Origin of the sequence: Rothia terrae, from assembly GCF_014705925.2 — a bacterium.
In the GTDB taxonomy this organism is placed as follows: domain Bacteria; phylum Actinomycetota; class Actinomycetes; order Actinomycetales; family Micrococcaceae; genus Rothia; species Rothia terrae.
Map to the genome: position 1 here is coordinate 165,899 of NZ_CP061539.1, position 14,025 is coordinate 179,923.

At 55.2% G+C, this 14,025-nt stretch carries 13 protein-coding genes and 2 pseudogenes; 5 read left to right on the forward strand and 10 right to left on the reverse strand.

Features of this window, described 5'->3' with window-relative positions; all coding sequences use genetic code 11:
* Positions 1–73: 73 nt before the first annotated feature.
* From IDM49_RS00785 to IDM49_RS00800, 4 genes and pseudogenes are all read right to left on the reverse strand, one after another.
* The gene (locus tag IDM49_RS00785; RefSeq protein WP_190725366.1) at positions 74–367 is read right to left on the reverse strand and encodes an addiction module antidote protein; all 294 of its coding nucleotides are present in this window, start codon (positions 365–367) and stop codon (positions 74–76) included.
* 39 nt (positions 368–406) lie between these two features.
* Positions 407–622, reverse strand: a pseudogene (locus tag IDM49_RS12510) (type II toxin-antitoxin system RelE/ParE family toxin); the annotation flags it as partial.
* 125 nt (positions 623–747) lie between these two features.
* Positions 748–996: pseudogene (locus IDM49_RS12515) on the reverse strand (HepT-like ribonuclease domain-containing protein); the annotation flags it as partial.
* Positions 997–1,070: 74 nt separating this feature from the next.
* The gene (locus tag IDM49_RS00800; RefSeq protein WP_228008124.1) at positions 1,071–1,481 is read right to left on the reverse strand and encodes a nucleotidyltransferase family protein; all 411 of its coding nucleotides are present in this window, start codon (positions 1,479–1,481) and stop codon (positions 1,071–1,073) included.
* 285 nt (positions 1,482–1,766) lie between these two features.
* Between IDM49_RS00800 and IDM49_RS00805 the strand changes: the two genes are divergently transcribed.
* Positions 1,767–3,380 (forward strand): ABC-F family ATP-binding cassette domain-containing protein, encoded by a 1,614-nt coding sequence (locus IDM49_RS00805; protein ID WP_228008125.1) that lies wholly within the window; start codon positions 1,767–1,769, stop codon positions 3,378–3,380.
* 186 nt (positions 3,381–3,566) lie between these two features.
* On the opposite strand, the gene IDM49_RS00810 is transcribed toward IDM49_RS00805, so the two are convergent.
* From IDM49_RS00810 to IDM49_RS12375, 5 genes are all read right to left on the reverse strand, one after another.
* Positions 3,567–4,886, reverse strand: a complete 1,320-nt coding sequence (locus IDM49_RS00810; RefSeq protein WP_190724687.1) for a M48 family metallopeptidase — start codon at positions 4,884–4,886, stop codon at positions 3,567–3,569.
* Positions 4,887–5,669: 783 nt separating this feature from the next.
* Positions 5,670–6,809 (reverse strand): acetate/propionate family kinase, encoded by a 1,140-nt coding sequence (locus IDM49_RS00815; RefSeq protein ID WP_190724688.1) that lies wholly within the window; start codon positions 6,807–6,809, stop codon positions 5,670–5,672.
* Positions 6,810–7,264: 455 nt separating this feature from the next.
* Positions 7,265–9,379 carry a phosphate acetyltransferase gene (pta, locus tag IDM49_RS00820; protein WP_168614378.1) on the reverse strand — a complete coding sequence of 705 codons (2,115 nt, stop codon included), beginning with the start codon at positions 9,377–9,379 and terminating at the stop codon, positions 7,265–7,267.
* 319 nt (positions 9,380–9,698) lie between these two features.
* The gene (locus IDM49_RS00825) at positions 9,699–10,694 is read right to left on the reverse strand and encodes an MFS transporter (RefSeq protein ID WP_190725503.1); all 996 of its coding nucleotides are present in this window, start codon (positions 10,692–10,694) and stop codon (positions 9,699–9,701) included.
* Positions 10,637–11,077, reverse strand: a complete 441-nt coding sequence (locus IDM49_RS12375) for an MFS transporter (protein WP_190724689.1) — start codon at positions 11,075–11,077, stop codon at positions 10,637–10,639. The genes IDM49_RS00825 and IDM49_RS12375 overlap by 58 nt, the downstream gene beginning before the upstream one ends.
* Positions 11,078–11,315: 238 nt before the next feature.
* Here IDM49_RS12375 and IDM49_RS00835 point away from each other — a divergent pair, with 238 nt between their 5' ends.
* The 3 genes from IDM49_RS00835 to IDM49_RS00845 all read left to right on the forward strand — a co-directional run bounded on the left by IDM49_RS00835 (position 11,316) and on the right by IDM49_RS00845 (position 12,300).
* Positions 11,316–11,624 (forward strand): thiamine-binding protein, encoded by a 309-nt coding sequence (locus IDM49_RS00835; protein WP_168614381.1) that lies wholly within the window; start codon positions 11,316–11,318, stop codon positions 11,622–11,624.
* A 119-nt stretch (positions 11,625–11,743) separates the two neighbouring features.
* Entirely contained in the window at positions 11,744–11,974 is a 231-nt protein-coding gene (locus tag IDM49_RS00840; protein WP_168614382.1) for a YlcI/YnfO family protein, read from the forward strand.
* 8 nt (positions 11,975–11,982) lie between these two features.
* Positions 11,983–12,300 (forward strand): type II toxin-antitoxin system PemK/MazF family toxin, encoded by a 318-nt coding sequence (locus IDM49_RS00845; protein WP_190724690.1) that lies wholly within the window; start codon positions 11,983–11,985, stop codon positions 12,298–12,300.
* A gap of 50 nt (positions 12,301–12,350) precedes the next feature.
* Here IDM49_RS00845 and IDM49_RS00850 read toward each other — a convergent pair whose 3' ends face one another.
* Complete coding sequence (locus IDM49_RS00850; RefSeq protein WP_190724691.1) at positions 12,351–12,995, reverse strand: GNAT family N-acetyltransferase; 645 nt, start codon at positions 12,993–12,995, stop codon at positions 12,351–12,353.
* A gap of 46 nt (positions 12,996–13,041) precedes the next feature.
* On the opposite strand from IDM49_RS00850, the gene IDM49_RS00855 reads away from it, so the two are divergent.
* On the forward strand, positions 13,042–13,938 hold the full coding sequence (locus IDM49_RS00855; RefSeq protein ID WP_190724692.1) for a spermidine synthase: 897 nt from the start codon (positions 13,042–13,044) through the stop codon (positions 13,936–13,938).
* Positions 13,939–14,025: the final 87 nt, after the last annotated feature.

The window sequence follows — 14,025 nt, forward strand, 5'->3', positions numbered from 1 at the left end:
CCAGAAAGCCTGTCTCAGGAACCTCGCCCACCGATTATTCGCACGGATGAGATCTTAACCGCGAGAGGAAAATTTACGCTGCCGCTCTTTCGCTAACCTCTAGTTGCAAGTCGAGGGCGTTGAAAATCTTGAGGATGGTTTTCCAAGAGGGGTTCCCTCCAGCGCTGAGTGATTTGTAAAGAGATTCTCTGCCCACGCCAGCTTTTTCAGCAATTTTAACCATGCCTTGTGAGCGCGCGATATCGCCTAGAGCCGCCTGCAGCACTGCGGATTCCCCGGTTTCGAGTGCTGCGTTTAGGTAGGCGATGATGTGTTCGCGAGTTTCGAGGTGTTCGGCAGCATCCCACGGTGAAAGATTGGTACTCATTGGCTCTCCTGGGGTTCTTGGGCTAGGTTGTAGGTCTTTGGTTTGGCTTGTTTTGCTTCCTCCAATGAGCAGAAGCATCATTTGTTGATTTTTGAGGGTGTAATAAATCCTGTAGCCGGGGCCGGCGTGAATGCGGAGTTCGCTTACTCCATTTCCTAGCGGTTTGATATCGCCAACTACCCTTCCTGCAAGTAGACATCGCGTGAGAGCGATATCTATTCGGGCTCGCCCCTTTGTGTCTTTTAGTTTCGACACCAGCGTTTGTAGGTATCGGTCTGCAGGATTTCCCTACGCTTAAATGTATCCTGTGAGATACAGTTAAACAAGGGGCTCGTGCGTCTGAAGGGGGCTGCGGATAAGAAAATCTCCCGTTGAGGAAACTAGACTTCTTCGGTCCGCTGCTTTTTCAAGATGCTGATAAGATTTGGCAACTCTTCAATAACGGTCGCTCGAATCGTAGCTGGGTCGACCACTGCATAACCGTGTGCAATACGGTTACGCATTCCTCGCATATAGTGCCAATTCTTTCCAAAGAGATTTTCTTTAGTGTTTTGGGGAAGTTTATTGAGTGAATCTAAGGCGGCCGACAGTCTCATAGAGATTGCGTCTAGGTACACTGAATCATCAAGGTTTTCCTGAGCATACTTTTCTACCTAGCTCAAATGGAGAAGAGCCTCGTTGACTATTTCTTTTTCAGTTCTGCTCATAGCCTCACTGCCTGTTGGATAATGCGGTCTTTGAGGTCGGGGCGGCTGGTGTGGTCGAAAACAAGATCCACGCGTGCGCCTACTATTTCACTCAGATGACTTTCAATCTCTGCGATTTTCATGAGGCCAAACGTGTTTGTTGTGGTCGCTAAAAGATCTATGTCTGATCCTTCATGATCTGCCCCAACTGCTAGTGAGCCGAAAACTCGTACATTGTGTATCTGGTTCTCAGCTAAATAGCTGAGAATCTGTTTGCGATGTTTCCTGAGTTTTCGTGAGAGCGGCGAAGTTCCATGAAAGTGTAGGAGGCGAAAGACTTCGGGCTGGCTAAGGTTCGCGGCCTGTGCGATAGCGCGTTGTGATAAACCATCAGCATAGGCTTCGCGGATGCTCGCAGTGAGTTGCATACGTCCTTCGGTTATTAAATCTTCGGCGGTTTGAGTTCGCTGTTCGAGGACTGGAAGCTCCATGAGTATATGAAAGCAAAACCTATCGCACGAGATAAGAGGATTCCCTAAACCCCTTGCCACTGTCTGAGACCCATGTTACTTTTGAGGTGCTTTATTCCCTACGAGAGGCAATCCCTTGGATTCACAAACGCTTTCTGCATAAGTAGCTAAAGCGTGCCCGCGCCTTAGCTGAAATCTCTAGCTGATAGGCGTTTTGTGATGTCCACTTTTAATGATTGCTCTGTGTCTTTTTCTCACCTGTCATTCACATGGCAGGACGGCACCCCTTGTTTCTCCGACCTAGCCGGCGCTTTCAGTGCACCCCTGACGGGCCTGGTTGGAGATAACGGCAGCGGTAAATCAACGTTTCTCAAGGTGCTCGCTGGGCTCATTCAGCCGACGTCGGGTGATGTGCAGCGTCCTGCGCGAGTTGCTTATCTACCGCAAGATCTCGGGCTTGATGCGAACAGCACGGTTGCCGATATTTTTGGAATTACAAAAATTCTTGACGCCCTGACCGCCCTAGAAAGCGGCGACTTTTCCAATTTTGTGTACGAGGCAATCGGCGATAAGTGGGACGCTGGTGAGCAGATCATTGTCGCGCTGGCCAGGGCAGACTTCGCCCCGGTTACAGGGCTCTCGGATGCGGAGGTCTCAGAGTTTCTCCGGCGCCCCCTCTCAACCTTCTCAGGCGGCGAGGCTGTGGCTCTCGCGCTCACCGCAACACTCGCGTCCTCACCGGACTTTCTGCTGCTCGACGAACCCACCAACAACCTCGATTCGCACGCTAAATCCAGCCTGATAGAGCAGCTGCACCACCTGCCCTGCCCGGCAGTCATCGTCAGCCACGACAGAGACCTCCTTGCGCACGTCGATGAAATCGCTGAGCTTTATCAAGGAACCCTGCGCACCTTCACCGGCAACTACGAGAGCTACGTACAGGCCCTTGAAACCGAGCAGCACGCGGTCCAACGCACAGTTCGCGACGCGAAAGCCCAGCAGCGCAAAGAAACCAAAGAACGCGCCGACATGCTCACCCGACTGGCACGCGACGAGCGACGCGGTAAAAAATTCGCTGCCTCAAAACGCAAACCCGGCATGGCAATGGGGCTCGACAAAAACTCCGCGCAGCGCACCGCGGTTAAACGCTCTCAACAACACGAGAACTCGGTGGCGGATGCGCGTCGGGCAGTTGAGTACGCGCAGAGCCAACTGCGTGAGGACGCCTCCATCTATATCGATCTACCCGAAACTACTCTGCCCACCGGAAAGAAAGTTCTTGAACTATCCCTTGCTTGCGCAAGTGAGGAGAACCTGCCCGAGAGCATCATTCTTGAAGGGCCAGAGCACCTGCGAATAACTGGTTCTAACGGCAGCGGTAAAACGACCCTGTTCAACCACATCGCTCACGAATCCGGACTCACCGCTCCAACGGACCGGCCCGCGTCCTACACTGTCGCCTACGCGCTGACATCGTGCGGGTACTTGCGTCAGTGCATCAACCTCGCGCCGGATAAGACGGTGCTAGAAACTGTCGCGCAAACCAACATCACCGCCACCGAGCAGTACCTGCGAGACCAACTGGCGCAACTGCAATTCAAACGCGACCGCGTTAACGCCTGCATCAGCGAGCTCTCGGGTGGTGAGCGTTTCCGTGTGGAGCTCGCACGCATCCCGCTGAGATGCCCCGCCCCGCAGCTACTGTTGCTCGACGAACCCACCAACAATCTCGATATTTCCTCGGTCAACTGGCTGGTGGACGCGCTGTCCAGCTACGAGGGGGCGCTGGTGCTGGTGAGCCACGACGAGGACTTTTGTAACCGCGTCCGTATTGATAGGACGTTGCACTTGCCTTAACGCGACAGGGGAGCGATGTGCCACTTTTGAGGTAAAAAGTGGTACATCGCTCCCCTCTCACGATTAAAATCTCATCCGTGCGAATAACCGGTGGGCGAGGTTCCTGAGACAGGCTTTCTGGGCAAAGATTTTTATTTCCTCGCTCACTCGGAAAATCTCCACCCAGCCCCTATTACAGCGAGTGGGCTAGCGGTTATCTACTTGCTGGTCAGGACCTCCCTGTCCCTGTTGCCCTGGGTATTCCCGGGCGCGCTGCTCGCGCAGATACGGCGGCACCCATTCGGTGTCGAGCATGTCGGCGACGCGTCGGTCGCGCTGGCTCGCCGGAACCTTCGACTCCACGCGGGCGATGCCGAAGTGCTGGTTTTCTGGGTTCTCCGGGTAGATGCTCATGTAGTCGGTTGCCTGCATGGGATCAGCCCAGGTCTCTGCGGGCTCAGCCGCGGGAACCATCGACAGCGGGTAGGGCGGGTTGCTCTTGGGACGCCAGATGATGCGGCCGGGTTCTGATCGGTCGCGCAGTGCATGTGCGCGCCATGTGTTCGAAGGATGCGAGGCGCCCAGGTTCGCGAACCAGGTGAAGAAGCCGCCCTCGTAAACCGCGCGGTTGGCGTACTCGTCGAAGTTGACCTCGTTCATCAGGTACTTGCCGGCAGCCAAAACACCGATAACTTCGCGTGAGCCCTGCGGGCAGTAGCGGTAGCCAAAGTTGTCGGCGGTGTACTCCTGAGTACGCGATAGAATCGCGCCGGCGTAGGGCAACTGAGAGAACAAAGAAGTGAAGATCAGGCGGAAATAGCTGGTGTGACCTGCGGCGATGTGTCCGACTTCGTGCCCGATAATAAAGCGCAGCGCGTTGGGATTGCGTGGAGCCCCACCGATTTCAAAGAGGTCTGAGTAGATTACGATAAAACGGCGGTGCCCGTGGCCGGACGCGAACGCGTTGATTTGCCCGTTGCCCAGCTGAATGTAGGCGTCCGGGACGCGACGTAGACCGGCTGCACGAGCTGCTTCAACTACCATCTGGTAGGCCTCGGGAAACTGCGTGGGCGTAATGCGCACACCTGTTAGGCGAATCTGCGCGTACATAACTGCGCGCGCAAAGAACAGCAGAAGCGGCAAGTAAACCGCCAGCAGAGCCAGCTGAAGCATCAGTCCAATGTTGGATGCTGAACCGGTTTCGGAGTCCACATCGATAGCCTGCAGATCAGGAATAAATGAGGTCACAAAGTACACCGCCACACCAATGTAGGCAACGAGCGTGATGCTGTACGCCGCGATCAGCCAGGGTAGCTCACCGGGGTGGCGTAGCGCCTTGATGAACTTGAAAGGCAGAAGCGTCTGAAAGCCAAACAGCTTAGGCGCCGGTAGCGGCGACATCGGGTTTTGGCGTGTGTCTTCGGGCAGCCAGCCGCGCGAAAGGTCGTTCGGCAAAGGCGTGGTGAGTTCATCGGTGTTTGCCGGGGGACGGTGGCCGCCCTGCTGGGGGCCTGGCTGGTTGCTCATGAATATCCTTAGAACAGTTTTGTGGCTGTGAAACTGGGACTAAGTCCAATCTATAGAGTGCGCGCGCAATATCCAAAGAGGTTGCCCTGATTTACTTCTTGCGGACGATATCCGAAGAACCCGGCGTCCTTATGGATCTTCAGAGCAATAGTTCTTGAGGACGAGGGGTGCTCTACGAATTGCAGTTACTTAAAAACTTTTAAAAAGTTTTTCGTTTTTGCGTCATGAAACCGGCCAAACCCGCTCTTTAAGGGTGACGGCGTCAAAACCGTCAAAAAATCGTCAATAGGGAACGTGCCCGATCTGCGGTGAGAAAAGCCTTCCTGGTCTTGGATCAACCCGGTGAAAAGCATGATGCGCTACCAAGTGCTGATGGTGGTGCATAGAGACGAACAAATGAGGATTTGCGTTAGGGGAAAATGCTGAACCTCATGTGCGCACTATATCGAGCTGGGGAACTCGATGCGCGCAAGCATAAAGCCCGCTTCTTGGGGAAGAAAGCGAGCCACATAAGCAGGCGCTATTTTGCTGGTAGTGCCTAGCACCGGTGACGAACAGCGTCGTTCGCTGCCGGTGCATCAAGTATCGGATATTTGGGAATCTACCCGATATATGGAACGCCGCAGTCTGGGGAGTCTGCGGCGTTCCGCTTTTTTAAGGCAAAAAATTACCCGGATCCGTGCTTTATACCCGATTTTTTCGGGTAATTTGCACGGATCCGGGTAATTTTTTCGTCCCGGGAGCCCTAGGTAGGACACCGGGCGCGACGCTAGTAACTAGCGACTAGCTGTTTACAACCTCAACGGTAGCCTCAGCGATAGCTTTCTCCTCGTTGGTAGGAATAACCAAAACGGGGATCGCTGAGTCCTCAGTTGAAATAATCTGAGGAGCGTCGCTACGAACCGAATTCAACTCGGGATCAAGCTTGATGCCCAAAGCACCCAGGCGCTCACCAACAAGTGCGCGGAACGGTGATGAATTCTCACCAATACCCGCGGTGAATACCAGAGCCTGTGCGCCACCAACAGCAACATGGTAGCCACCAATGTACTTAGCCAGGCGGTAAGAAGTCATATCCAGTGCGAGCTTTGCGCGTTCGTCACCTGATTCCATTGCCTCAACTACAGCGCGCATGTCGTTGTTACCAGCAATAGCGAGCAGGCCTGACTCCTTGTTAAGAATGTGGTCCATCTTTGCGGGGGTCAACTCAGGATCACGCATCATCAAGGCGGTCAGAACTGAGGGATCAATATCGCCTGAGCGTGTACCCATGACCAGGCCAGCCAAAGGAGTGTAACCCATGGAAGTATCAAGGCACTTGCCGCCCTGGACAGCGGTAATGGACGCACCGTTACCTAAGTGAGCGATAATGCCGTTGAAGTCATCACGGTTGATGCCCAAGAACTCGGCAGCGATACCGGTCACGTAATCGTGTGAAGTGCCGTGTGCGCCGTAGCGGCGTACACCGTAATCGGTGTAGAACTTCTCGGGCACAGCGTAACGGTATACGTGCTCAGGCATGGTCGAGTGGAATGCGTTATCGAAAACAGCTACCTGGGGAACACCGGGGTAGGTCTCAGTTGCAGCCTTGATACCCAAAACGTGGGCAGGGTTGTGCAGGGGAGCCAGTGGTGAGAGGTCGTCAATCTTCTGCAGAACATCTTCATCGATGAGAACGGGCTCAGTGAAGATGTCGCCACCCTGAACAACGCGGTGACCAATTGCGTCAATGGTCTTACCGTGCAGGGGCTCTTCAAGGTTCTTCGCCATGATTTCCAGAGCCTCAGTGTGGTTAGGAATCTTGGTACCGATGTTCTCAATCAGACCCTTAGCAATGACCTGGGTGTCTTCGATTGAACCTTCGGTATCACGAACCTGGTACTTCACAGATGAAGAACCGCAGTTAATAACGAGTACGAGCATGTATTTACTCCTTGATAGTTGATACCAGCCGGTAGCTGGCGGTAAAAGATTTTGGGTGAGGAAGCGGTTGAAATTCGACAGCAGCGACAAGCGCTCAAGCTCAAACATTAAACGCGGACGCGGTGGTCGAGTTTAATTTTCGGAGCGAGACAGTGCGGTGATAGTTCAGCGTCCGCGTTTAAAACTCGCAGTCGCACTTGTCGCTGCCTGTCTCACTGACCGTTGGTACCCCAATATCTTTTCCCTTGTGAGAAGAAGAGATATTGGTCTTTCTGCGCACCTAGCTGTCTCCTGTGACGGAGGCGAAGTGCGTTGCGGGGGCTCCGTCCGAGCCTGCTGACTAGGTCGCCCAGCGATCTTCATCAGCAGGCGAGGGGCACACCCCCGCAATGTACTTCGCGCAGTCAATAACCCGCGTCCTTACAGGCAAACTCTGCCCTTTGAACCACAGTTGATTAAAGGGTCTGAGCCTGAATAGCAGTAATCGCCACGGTGTTCACGATGTCCTCAACGGTACAACCGCGTGAAAGGTCGTTCACGGGCTTGCGCAGACCCTGCAAAACGGGGCCGACTGCAACTGCGCCTGAGGTCTGCTGAACGGCCTTGTAGGTGTTGTTGCCGGTGTTGAGGTCGGGGAAGATGAACACGGTTGCCTGACCCGCAACATCTGAGTCGGGCAGCTTGGACGCTGCGATGGATGCGTTGGATGCTGCGTCGAACTGGATTGGGCCTTCGAACGCGAAGTTGGGGTTTGACTCGCGCAGCTTCTCAGTTGCCTCAACGACCTGCTCAACGTCTGCGCCGGCGCCTGAGGTGCCGGTGGAGTAGGAGAGCATTGCGACCTTGGGGTCAACACCGAACTGGCGTGCAGTTTCTGCTGATGCTTTTGCGATGTCTGCGAGCTGGTCTGAGTTGGGGTTGGGGTTCACAGCGCAGTCGCCGAAGACGAGTACGCGGTCTTCCATGAGCATGAGGAAGACGGATGAAACAACCTTGACGCCTTCGCGGGTCTTGATGAATTCCAGTGAGGGGCGGATGGTGTTCGCGGTGGTGTTGACTGCACCGGAGACCATGCCGTCGACGAGGCCCTTGTAGACCATCATGGTACCGAAGTATGAGGGGTCAGACATGCGGTTGCGTGCACCTTCGAGGGTCATGCCCTTGTGTGCGCGCAGTTCTGCGTAGGTTGCTGCGAAGTCTTCAGCGTATTCGTTGTTGGTGAGGTCGATGATGCGGATGCCCTTGTCGCCTTCGTTTTCAGCGATGGGCAGGTCGATACCTTCCTTCTGGGCAACTTCGAGAATCTGCTTCTTGTCGCCGAGCAGTACGATGTCGCAGAAGTCGCGGCGCACGATGATTTCTGAGGCGCGCAGGATGCGGGGGTCCTGACCTTCGGGTAGTACGATGGCGCGGCGGTTGGAGCGTGCCTTTTCGATGAGGTTGTGCAAGAAGCGCAAGGGGGTCATGGACGCGGGGCGCTCAAGTTCGAGGCGCTCGAGCAGCTCGTGCTCGTCGACGCGTCGTGACCATTCACCGAGAGCTGCCGCTACCTTGCGGGGCTGGCCGAGTGAGAGGTTGCCGTGTACGCCTGCTACTGCGCGTCCTGACTTGAAGGTGTCGAGGTCGGTGCGGAACACGGGGAAGGGTGAGCGCTCAACGAGTGAGCCGATCACTGAGTCGGGTGAGACGGTGTCTTCGAATCCGCCGGTAAGCAGCATACCTGCCGGTGCGGGGAAGCTCGGTGACAGTGCTGATGCCAGGGTTGCAACCATGACGTCGGTGCGGTCGCCGGGAACGATGACGAAGTCGCCGTCTTCGAACTGTGCGAGGAAGTTTGAGACGGTCATCGCAGCGATCTTGATGTCGTGGATGTCGCGGTCCAGCATCTCGTCTTCGATGGTTTTGGTGTTGAGGTCGAGTGCGCTCACAACTTCGCGGACTGAGGGCTGCGCGATTTCGGGCATCTCGGGCAGGACGTAGACGGGACGCTTGGAGGGGCCGCGCTTGACGCTCTGCTCTACTTCTTCAACGAGTTCGGGTGCGCAACGGTTGACCATGATAGCCAGTACGTCGACCTTAGCGTCGTGCAACTCGGTGCGTGCAACGTCTACCGCGTTGTTGATGTCTGCAACTGATGAGTCCTGCGCGCCAACAACAGCGATGACGGGTACGCCGAGGTCGCGTGAGAACTCGGCGTTGAGGTCGAATTCTACGGTTGCTGCGTTGTGCGCCATGAGGTCAGTGCCGTCGATGATGATGACGTCGCAGTGCTCAGCCATTTCACCGTAGACGGACACAGCGATGGATGACATTTCCTCGTGGTTGCCTTCAGCGAGAAGTTCGCGGCAACGTTCCAGCGAGACACCGCCGCGTGCCTGCTTTTCGCTGAGGTTGAAGTTCTTGCGCATGAGTTTGACCATGGGGTCTTCTGATTCCACGGTGCCGTTGAAGACGGGGCGGAAGAAGCCGACGCGGTCTGCGCGCTTGATCAGTGAATCAGCAAGACCGAGCGCAACCAGGGACTTGCCTGACTGTGAGGTCATTGCGGATAGGTAAATGCCAGTAGCCATGTAAAAACATCCTCATAGCGTTGTGTGCTGCGCGTGTTTGCGTAGCCTGTGTTGCCATCGCGCCGTGAGACGTTTTTATGTAAAGACGTGAGTCAAGGCGCGAGAGCCTTCTTGTCATTGTTAATGCTACTTATACATAAGCGTCAGGTGGTAGGTTTCGGGCTGTTTGGGCGTAAAAGGTATATGGTGTTGGGCACGGTATCTACCACTGTTTTGGCAGAAGCCGGAGCGTGCAAGCACAAAAAACTGATGCCCCATATTCTTAGGAAGAGCATGAGGCACCAGTCTTTATGCAAGTAATCAGTGGTTATGCAGTCATTTAGCTACGCGGACGCACTGTGGCAATCGGCATGGTGGTGGTGTCCAGCTTGGGGTTCTCAAACTGGGTGCGCACCAGCTCGGATGCCTCTTCTTCGGACGCTACGGACGGGAAGGATCCGAGCAGGTTGCGTCCTGCGCTTTCCTTGTAGAACGTTAGGCCGATGATGCCGATGACGCAGGCAAACATCATGTAGTAGGCACCCGCGTAGTTGGTGTGCCACCAGCTTTCCAGCACGGTCACCACAGAACCAGCGGTTGCACCCAGCAGGGTCGCTGACAGGTTGAACATGAGAGCCATTGCGGCGTAGCGGTGATGCGTGGGAAAGAGTGAGGGTAGGGCGGAAGGCTGCACTGAAATCTGGAACATCAATACCAGGCTCATGAGGAACAAGCCGATGAGGGTCGTCCACACGTGTCCCAGCATCATGAGCCAGAACGCTGGAATGTCCAGAATCAGACCTAAGATGGCGCCGGTGAGCATTAGGGTCTTGCGTCCTACCTTGTCAGATAGCAAACCGAAGAACGGCAAGCATGCTGCCACCAATAAGAAGATAGGAATGAGCAAAATGTTGCCGTGCAGGGTGGCATAGCCCAGATTATCGGTGAGGTAAGAAGGCATATAGGTTGCAAAAATAAAGCCGGTGACCTGCGCACACATGACTAGCGCAGAACCAATAAGTAGCTGCGGCCAGTACTCTTTGCAGATAGTTTTCAGGCTACCGCGCTTTTCTTGCTGAAGTTCAGCGTTGTGCTCTTTGGCGGCCTCGAAGGTTGATGATTCCTTGACTCGGGTACGCAAAACCAGGCCGATGATGCCCAGCGGCAGAGCGGCCCAGAAACAGATGCGCCAGCCGAAGTCCAGCATCTGCTCGGGGGTAAGCATGAGCTCAACGATGGTCGCTAGGGCAGCCGCAGTCGCAAAACCGATGTAAGAACTCATGTCCAAGAAGGACGTCCAGAACCCGCGTCGACGATCAGGCGCGTACTCAACCACAAAAGTCGTTGCGCCCGCGTACTCACCACCGGTTGAAAAACCTGCACAAACTTGAGCAAAATCAGGGCGATAGGTGCCGCCATGCCCCAAGTTTCATAGCTGGGAATGCAACCAATCAAGAAGGTACCCAGCGCCATCATGATAATGGTGAACGCTAGAACCTTGCGTCGGCCAATTTTGTCGCCGAGCGGGCCAAGAATAAAGCCACCCAAAGGACGCACGACGAAGGTCGCCAACAGGGCGCCGTAGAAAGCGAGCTTTGCCCAGGGATCACCGAAAGGGAAGAAGAGGGCAGTCAAGGATGCGCCGAGATAGGAGTAGACGCCTACGTCGAACCACTCCATGAAGTTGCCGAGCAGAGTTGCTCGTACGGCCTTCTTCATGTCCTCGGGGTTGACGACGTTAATGTCTTCTTGCTGTAAAACAGAGGGGTGCCACCGTGGGCTGCTGTGCTCATCGAGTAGCTTTCTTTTTTACGAATAAGGACATACGGATAATACCGTGAGCGTGACGTACAACAACTATAAGCCGTGTTTATGAATCATGAATTGTCTTTTATGACCGTGAACTAGGTATTCATGAGGTGTTTACGCTACAGCCACTAGGGCATAGTCTTAGAACATGTTGTTTGCATTTTCAGTAGCGCCCATGACTACGGGCGAAGACGGTTCAGTTCACGACGCAGTTGCCGCAGCTGTGAAGGTCGTACGCGAGTCCGGTTTGCCCCACGAAACCACCTCCATGTTCACCACTATCGAAGGCGATTGGGACGAGTGCATGGACGTTATCAAGCGCGCCACCGACGCTGTGCGAGCTTTTGGTTCTCGAGTCTCACTGGTTGTGAAAGCTGATATTCGTCCCGGCCATGATTCCGGTGAAATTCAGGGCAAGGTAGACCGCCTCGAAAAGGCGATCGCTGAGTCGGAGTAGCTTATCTTTTAGCCAGCCTGGCCGACATAACGTTGAGGTAAGGACGCGGTGACACGGGTAGTCGGTTCAGCGCGTCCTTCCGCCTTTCTGGGTGAATCCCATTTTGGTATTCTTGGGTTATGACTACTCAAATTGCCGTTCGCTTGCCCGATGACCTGGTTGAGTTTCTCGACTCTGCAGTCGCACATGGTGAGGCCCCGAGCCGTGCCGCTATTGTGGCTGAGGCACTCGAGCAAGAACGTCGTAAATACGCCGCACGAGCCGATACTCAAATTCTTCAAGAACAGGGCACTGAAGATGATCTCGACGATTTAGTTGCGTGGACTGCTTCATCGGCAGTTATTGATTAGGTTTGAGCATGCGCGAAATATGTCTGGTGCACCTCGATAAGACCCGCCCTGCTCTAGTTCTGACCCGCGAGCCAACTCGATTTGTGATGTCCAAAATAACAATCGCCCCTATCACTTCAACGGTGAAGGGGCTTTCAAGCGAGGTTTTGCTAGGTTCTCAGAATGGTCTTAACCATGAGTGTGTTGCGTCAATCGATAACATTTTGACTGTTCCCGCTTCAGCTTTAGGGCGCACCATCGGCTACTTAACAGAGACTCAAGAGAAAGACTTGACGCGTGCTGTCGTTTTGGCTTTTGACCTGCGGGTTCCTTTATCTGAAGGATAGGTAGGGCGCGGTGGCACGGGTAGTCGGTTCACCGCGTCCTTACGCAACACCTACACTGTGATGCCGCGGAACATCCGCCCGGTGTGCGCGATTTTCTCTGGCGGGAGCGTGGCCGCAATTTCAGGTTCGGGTGACCACGCGCCACCGCACTCAAAGAACGTTCCCTCTAGTGAGAACCCGTTTTTCTCATAAAACCGGACGCCGCGCTCATTGCCGCGTATCACCCACAGGTAGGCGTCCTCGTCCGGGTAAATCAGCGCATCAAACATCGCCTGCCCCAACCCCGTGCCGTGGGTAGACGCCAGTGTGTAAAGCTGCGTGAGCTCGCGCGTGCCTTCGGGTACAGGCGTCACCGGCATGTAGGATTCCCAGCTCAACGGGCCGGGGCGAGACAGCCCCAAGCCCACCGGGTTCTCCCACTCCAAGCTTGCACCCACAGCGCAGGATAGCCCGCCTGACGGCGTCCACCCCGGAACCTCGTAGGCAAGCCAGGCGCGGGCACCGGGTGCGGCGATATTTTCGGCGAACTCCTCGAGTAAGTTCGCCTTGTCTGCGCGGTGACGAGCCGCGAACTCCGCGTCGGTAATATCACTGTAGGTCTCACCCAGGCAACGAATCTGCAGGTCAACGTACTTATTGGCATCCGCCTCGGTCACGGCATCGAGTACATACCTGCCGTTGCATACAAAACCCACGAGCTCTCCTTTTCCCTGGTCTTTACCTATAGCGTAGGCTTATTTCGTGGCTAAACGTAGAAGAAAACCCAAAAAGCAGCAGACTCCTGAGCACGGCCCGGTCGAAGGTACCTACCAGATTGATACCGGCGTCGCCGAACTCATCGAAGACGACTACACCCCCGACGGCTGGGTGTTAGAGATCAACGGCATGGAATCCTCACACATTGTGTTGGGACGCCCGCGCGAACTCGACTTTGAATACATGCGCTGGCTGGCTGCCGTCATTGAACCCTACGTTGATACCCACCTCGACGCCGAAAAACTACGCATCACTCACTTGGGCGGTGGCGCGTGTTCTATGGCGCGTTACCTGGCGGATGTCTACCCCAAATCGCGCAACACCGTGGTCGAGTTGGACGGCAAACTTGCCGACTACGTGCGCGAATGGTTTGAGCTACCCAAGGCACCCCTGGTGAAGATCCGTGTGGGTGAGGCACGCGCGGTGACAGAGTCTTTCGCCCCGCAATCCCGCGACATTATTATTCGCGACGTCTTCGCCGGCTACATCACCCCTGAGCCGCTGACCACTTTAGAGTTCACCCAAATTGCCGCGTCCTCACTGGCAGAGAACGGTTTGTACATTATCAACTGTGGTGACAACCGCGATCTGCAGGGCGCACGTGCTGAGGCCGCTGCGATTGCGCAGGTTTTCCCGCACACCTGCATCGTGGCTGACCCTGCCATGCTCAAGGGCAGGCGCCGCGGAAACATTATTCTGGCGGGCTCCTTCTCGCCTCTGCCGCTGGATGGGGAAGTGGCGACCGCCGCCATCGCCAAGCGACTGCTGGGCGGTGGCGTCCCCGCGCAGTACAAGGACGACGCATGGGTGCGTGATTTCGCGCGCTCCGGCAAGATGCGACGCGATCCGGCGGCAGACTTAAGCGCCGAGACTGCACTTTAACCCGGTTTTTGAGTGAAAACCCGGGTTAAAGTGCATTCTCGGCGTGGGGCTAGTCTCTAGATGTTCAGAAACGACGGTGTATTTGAA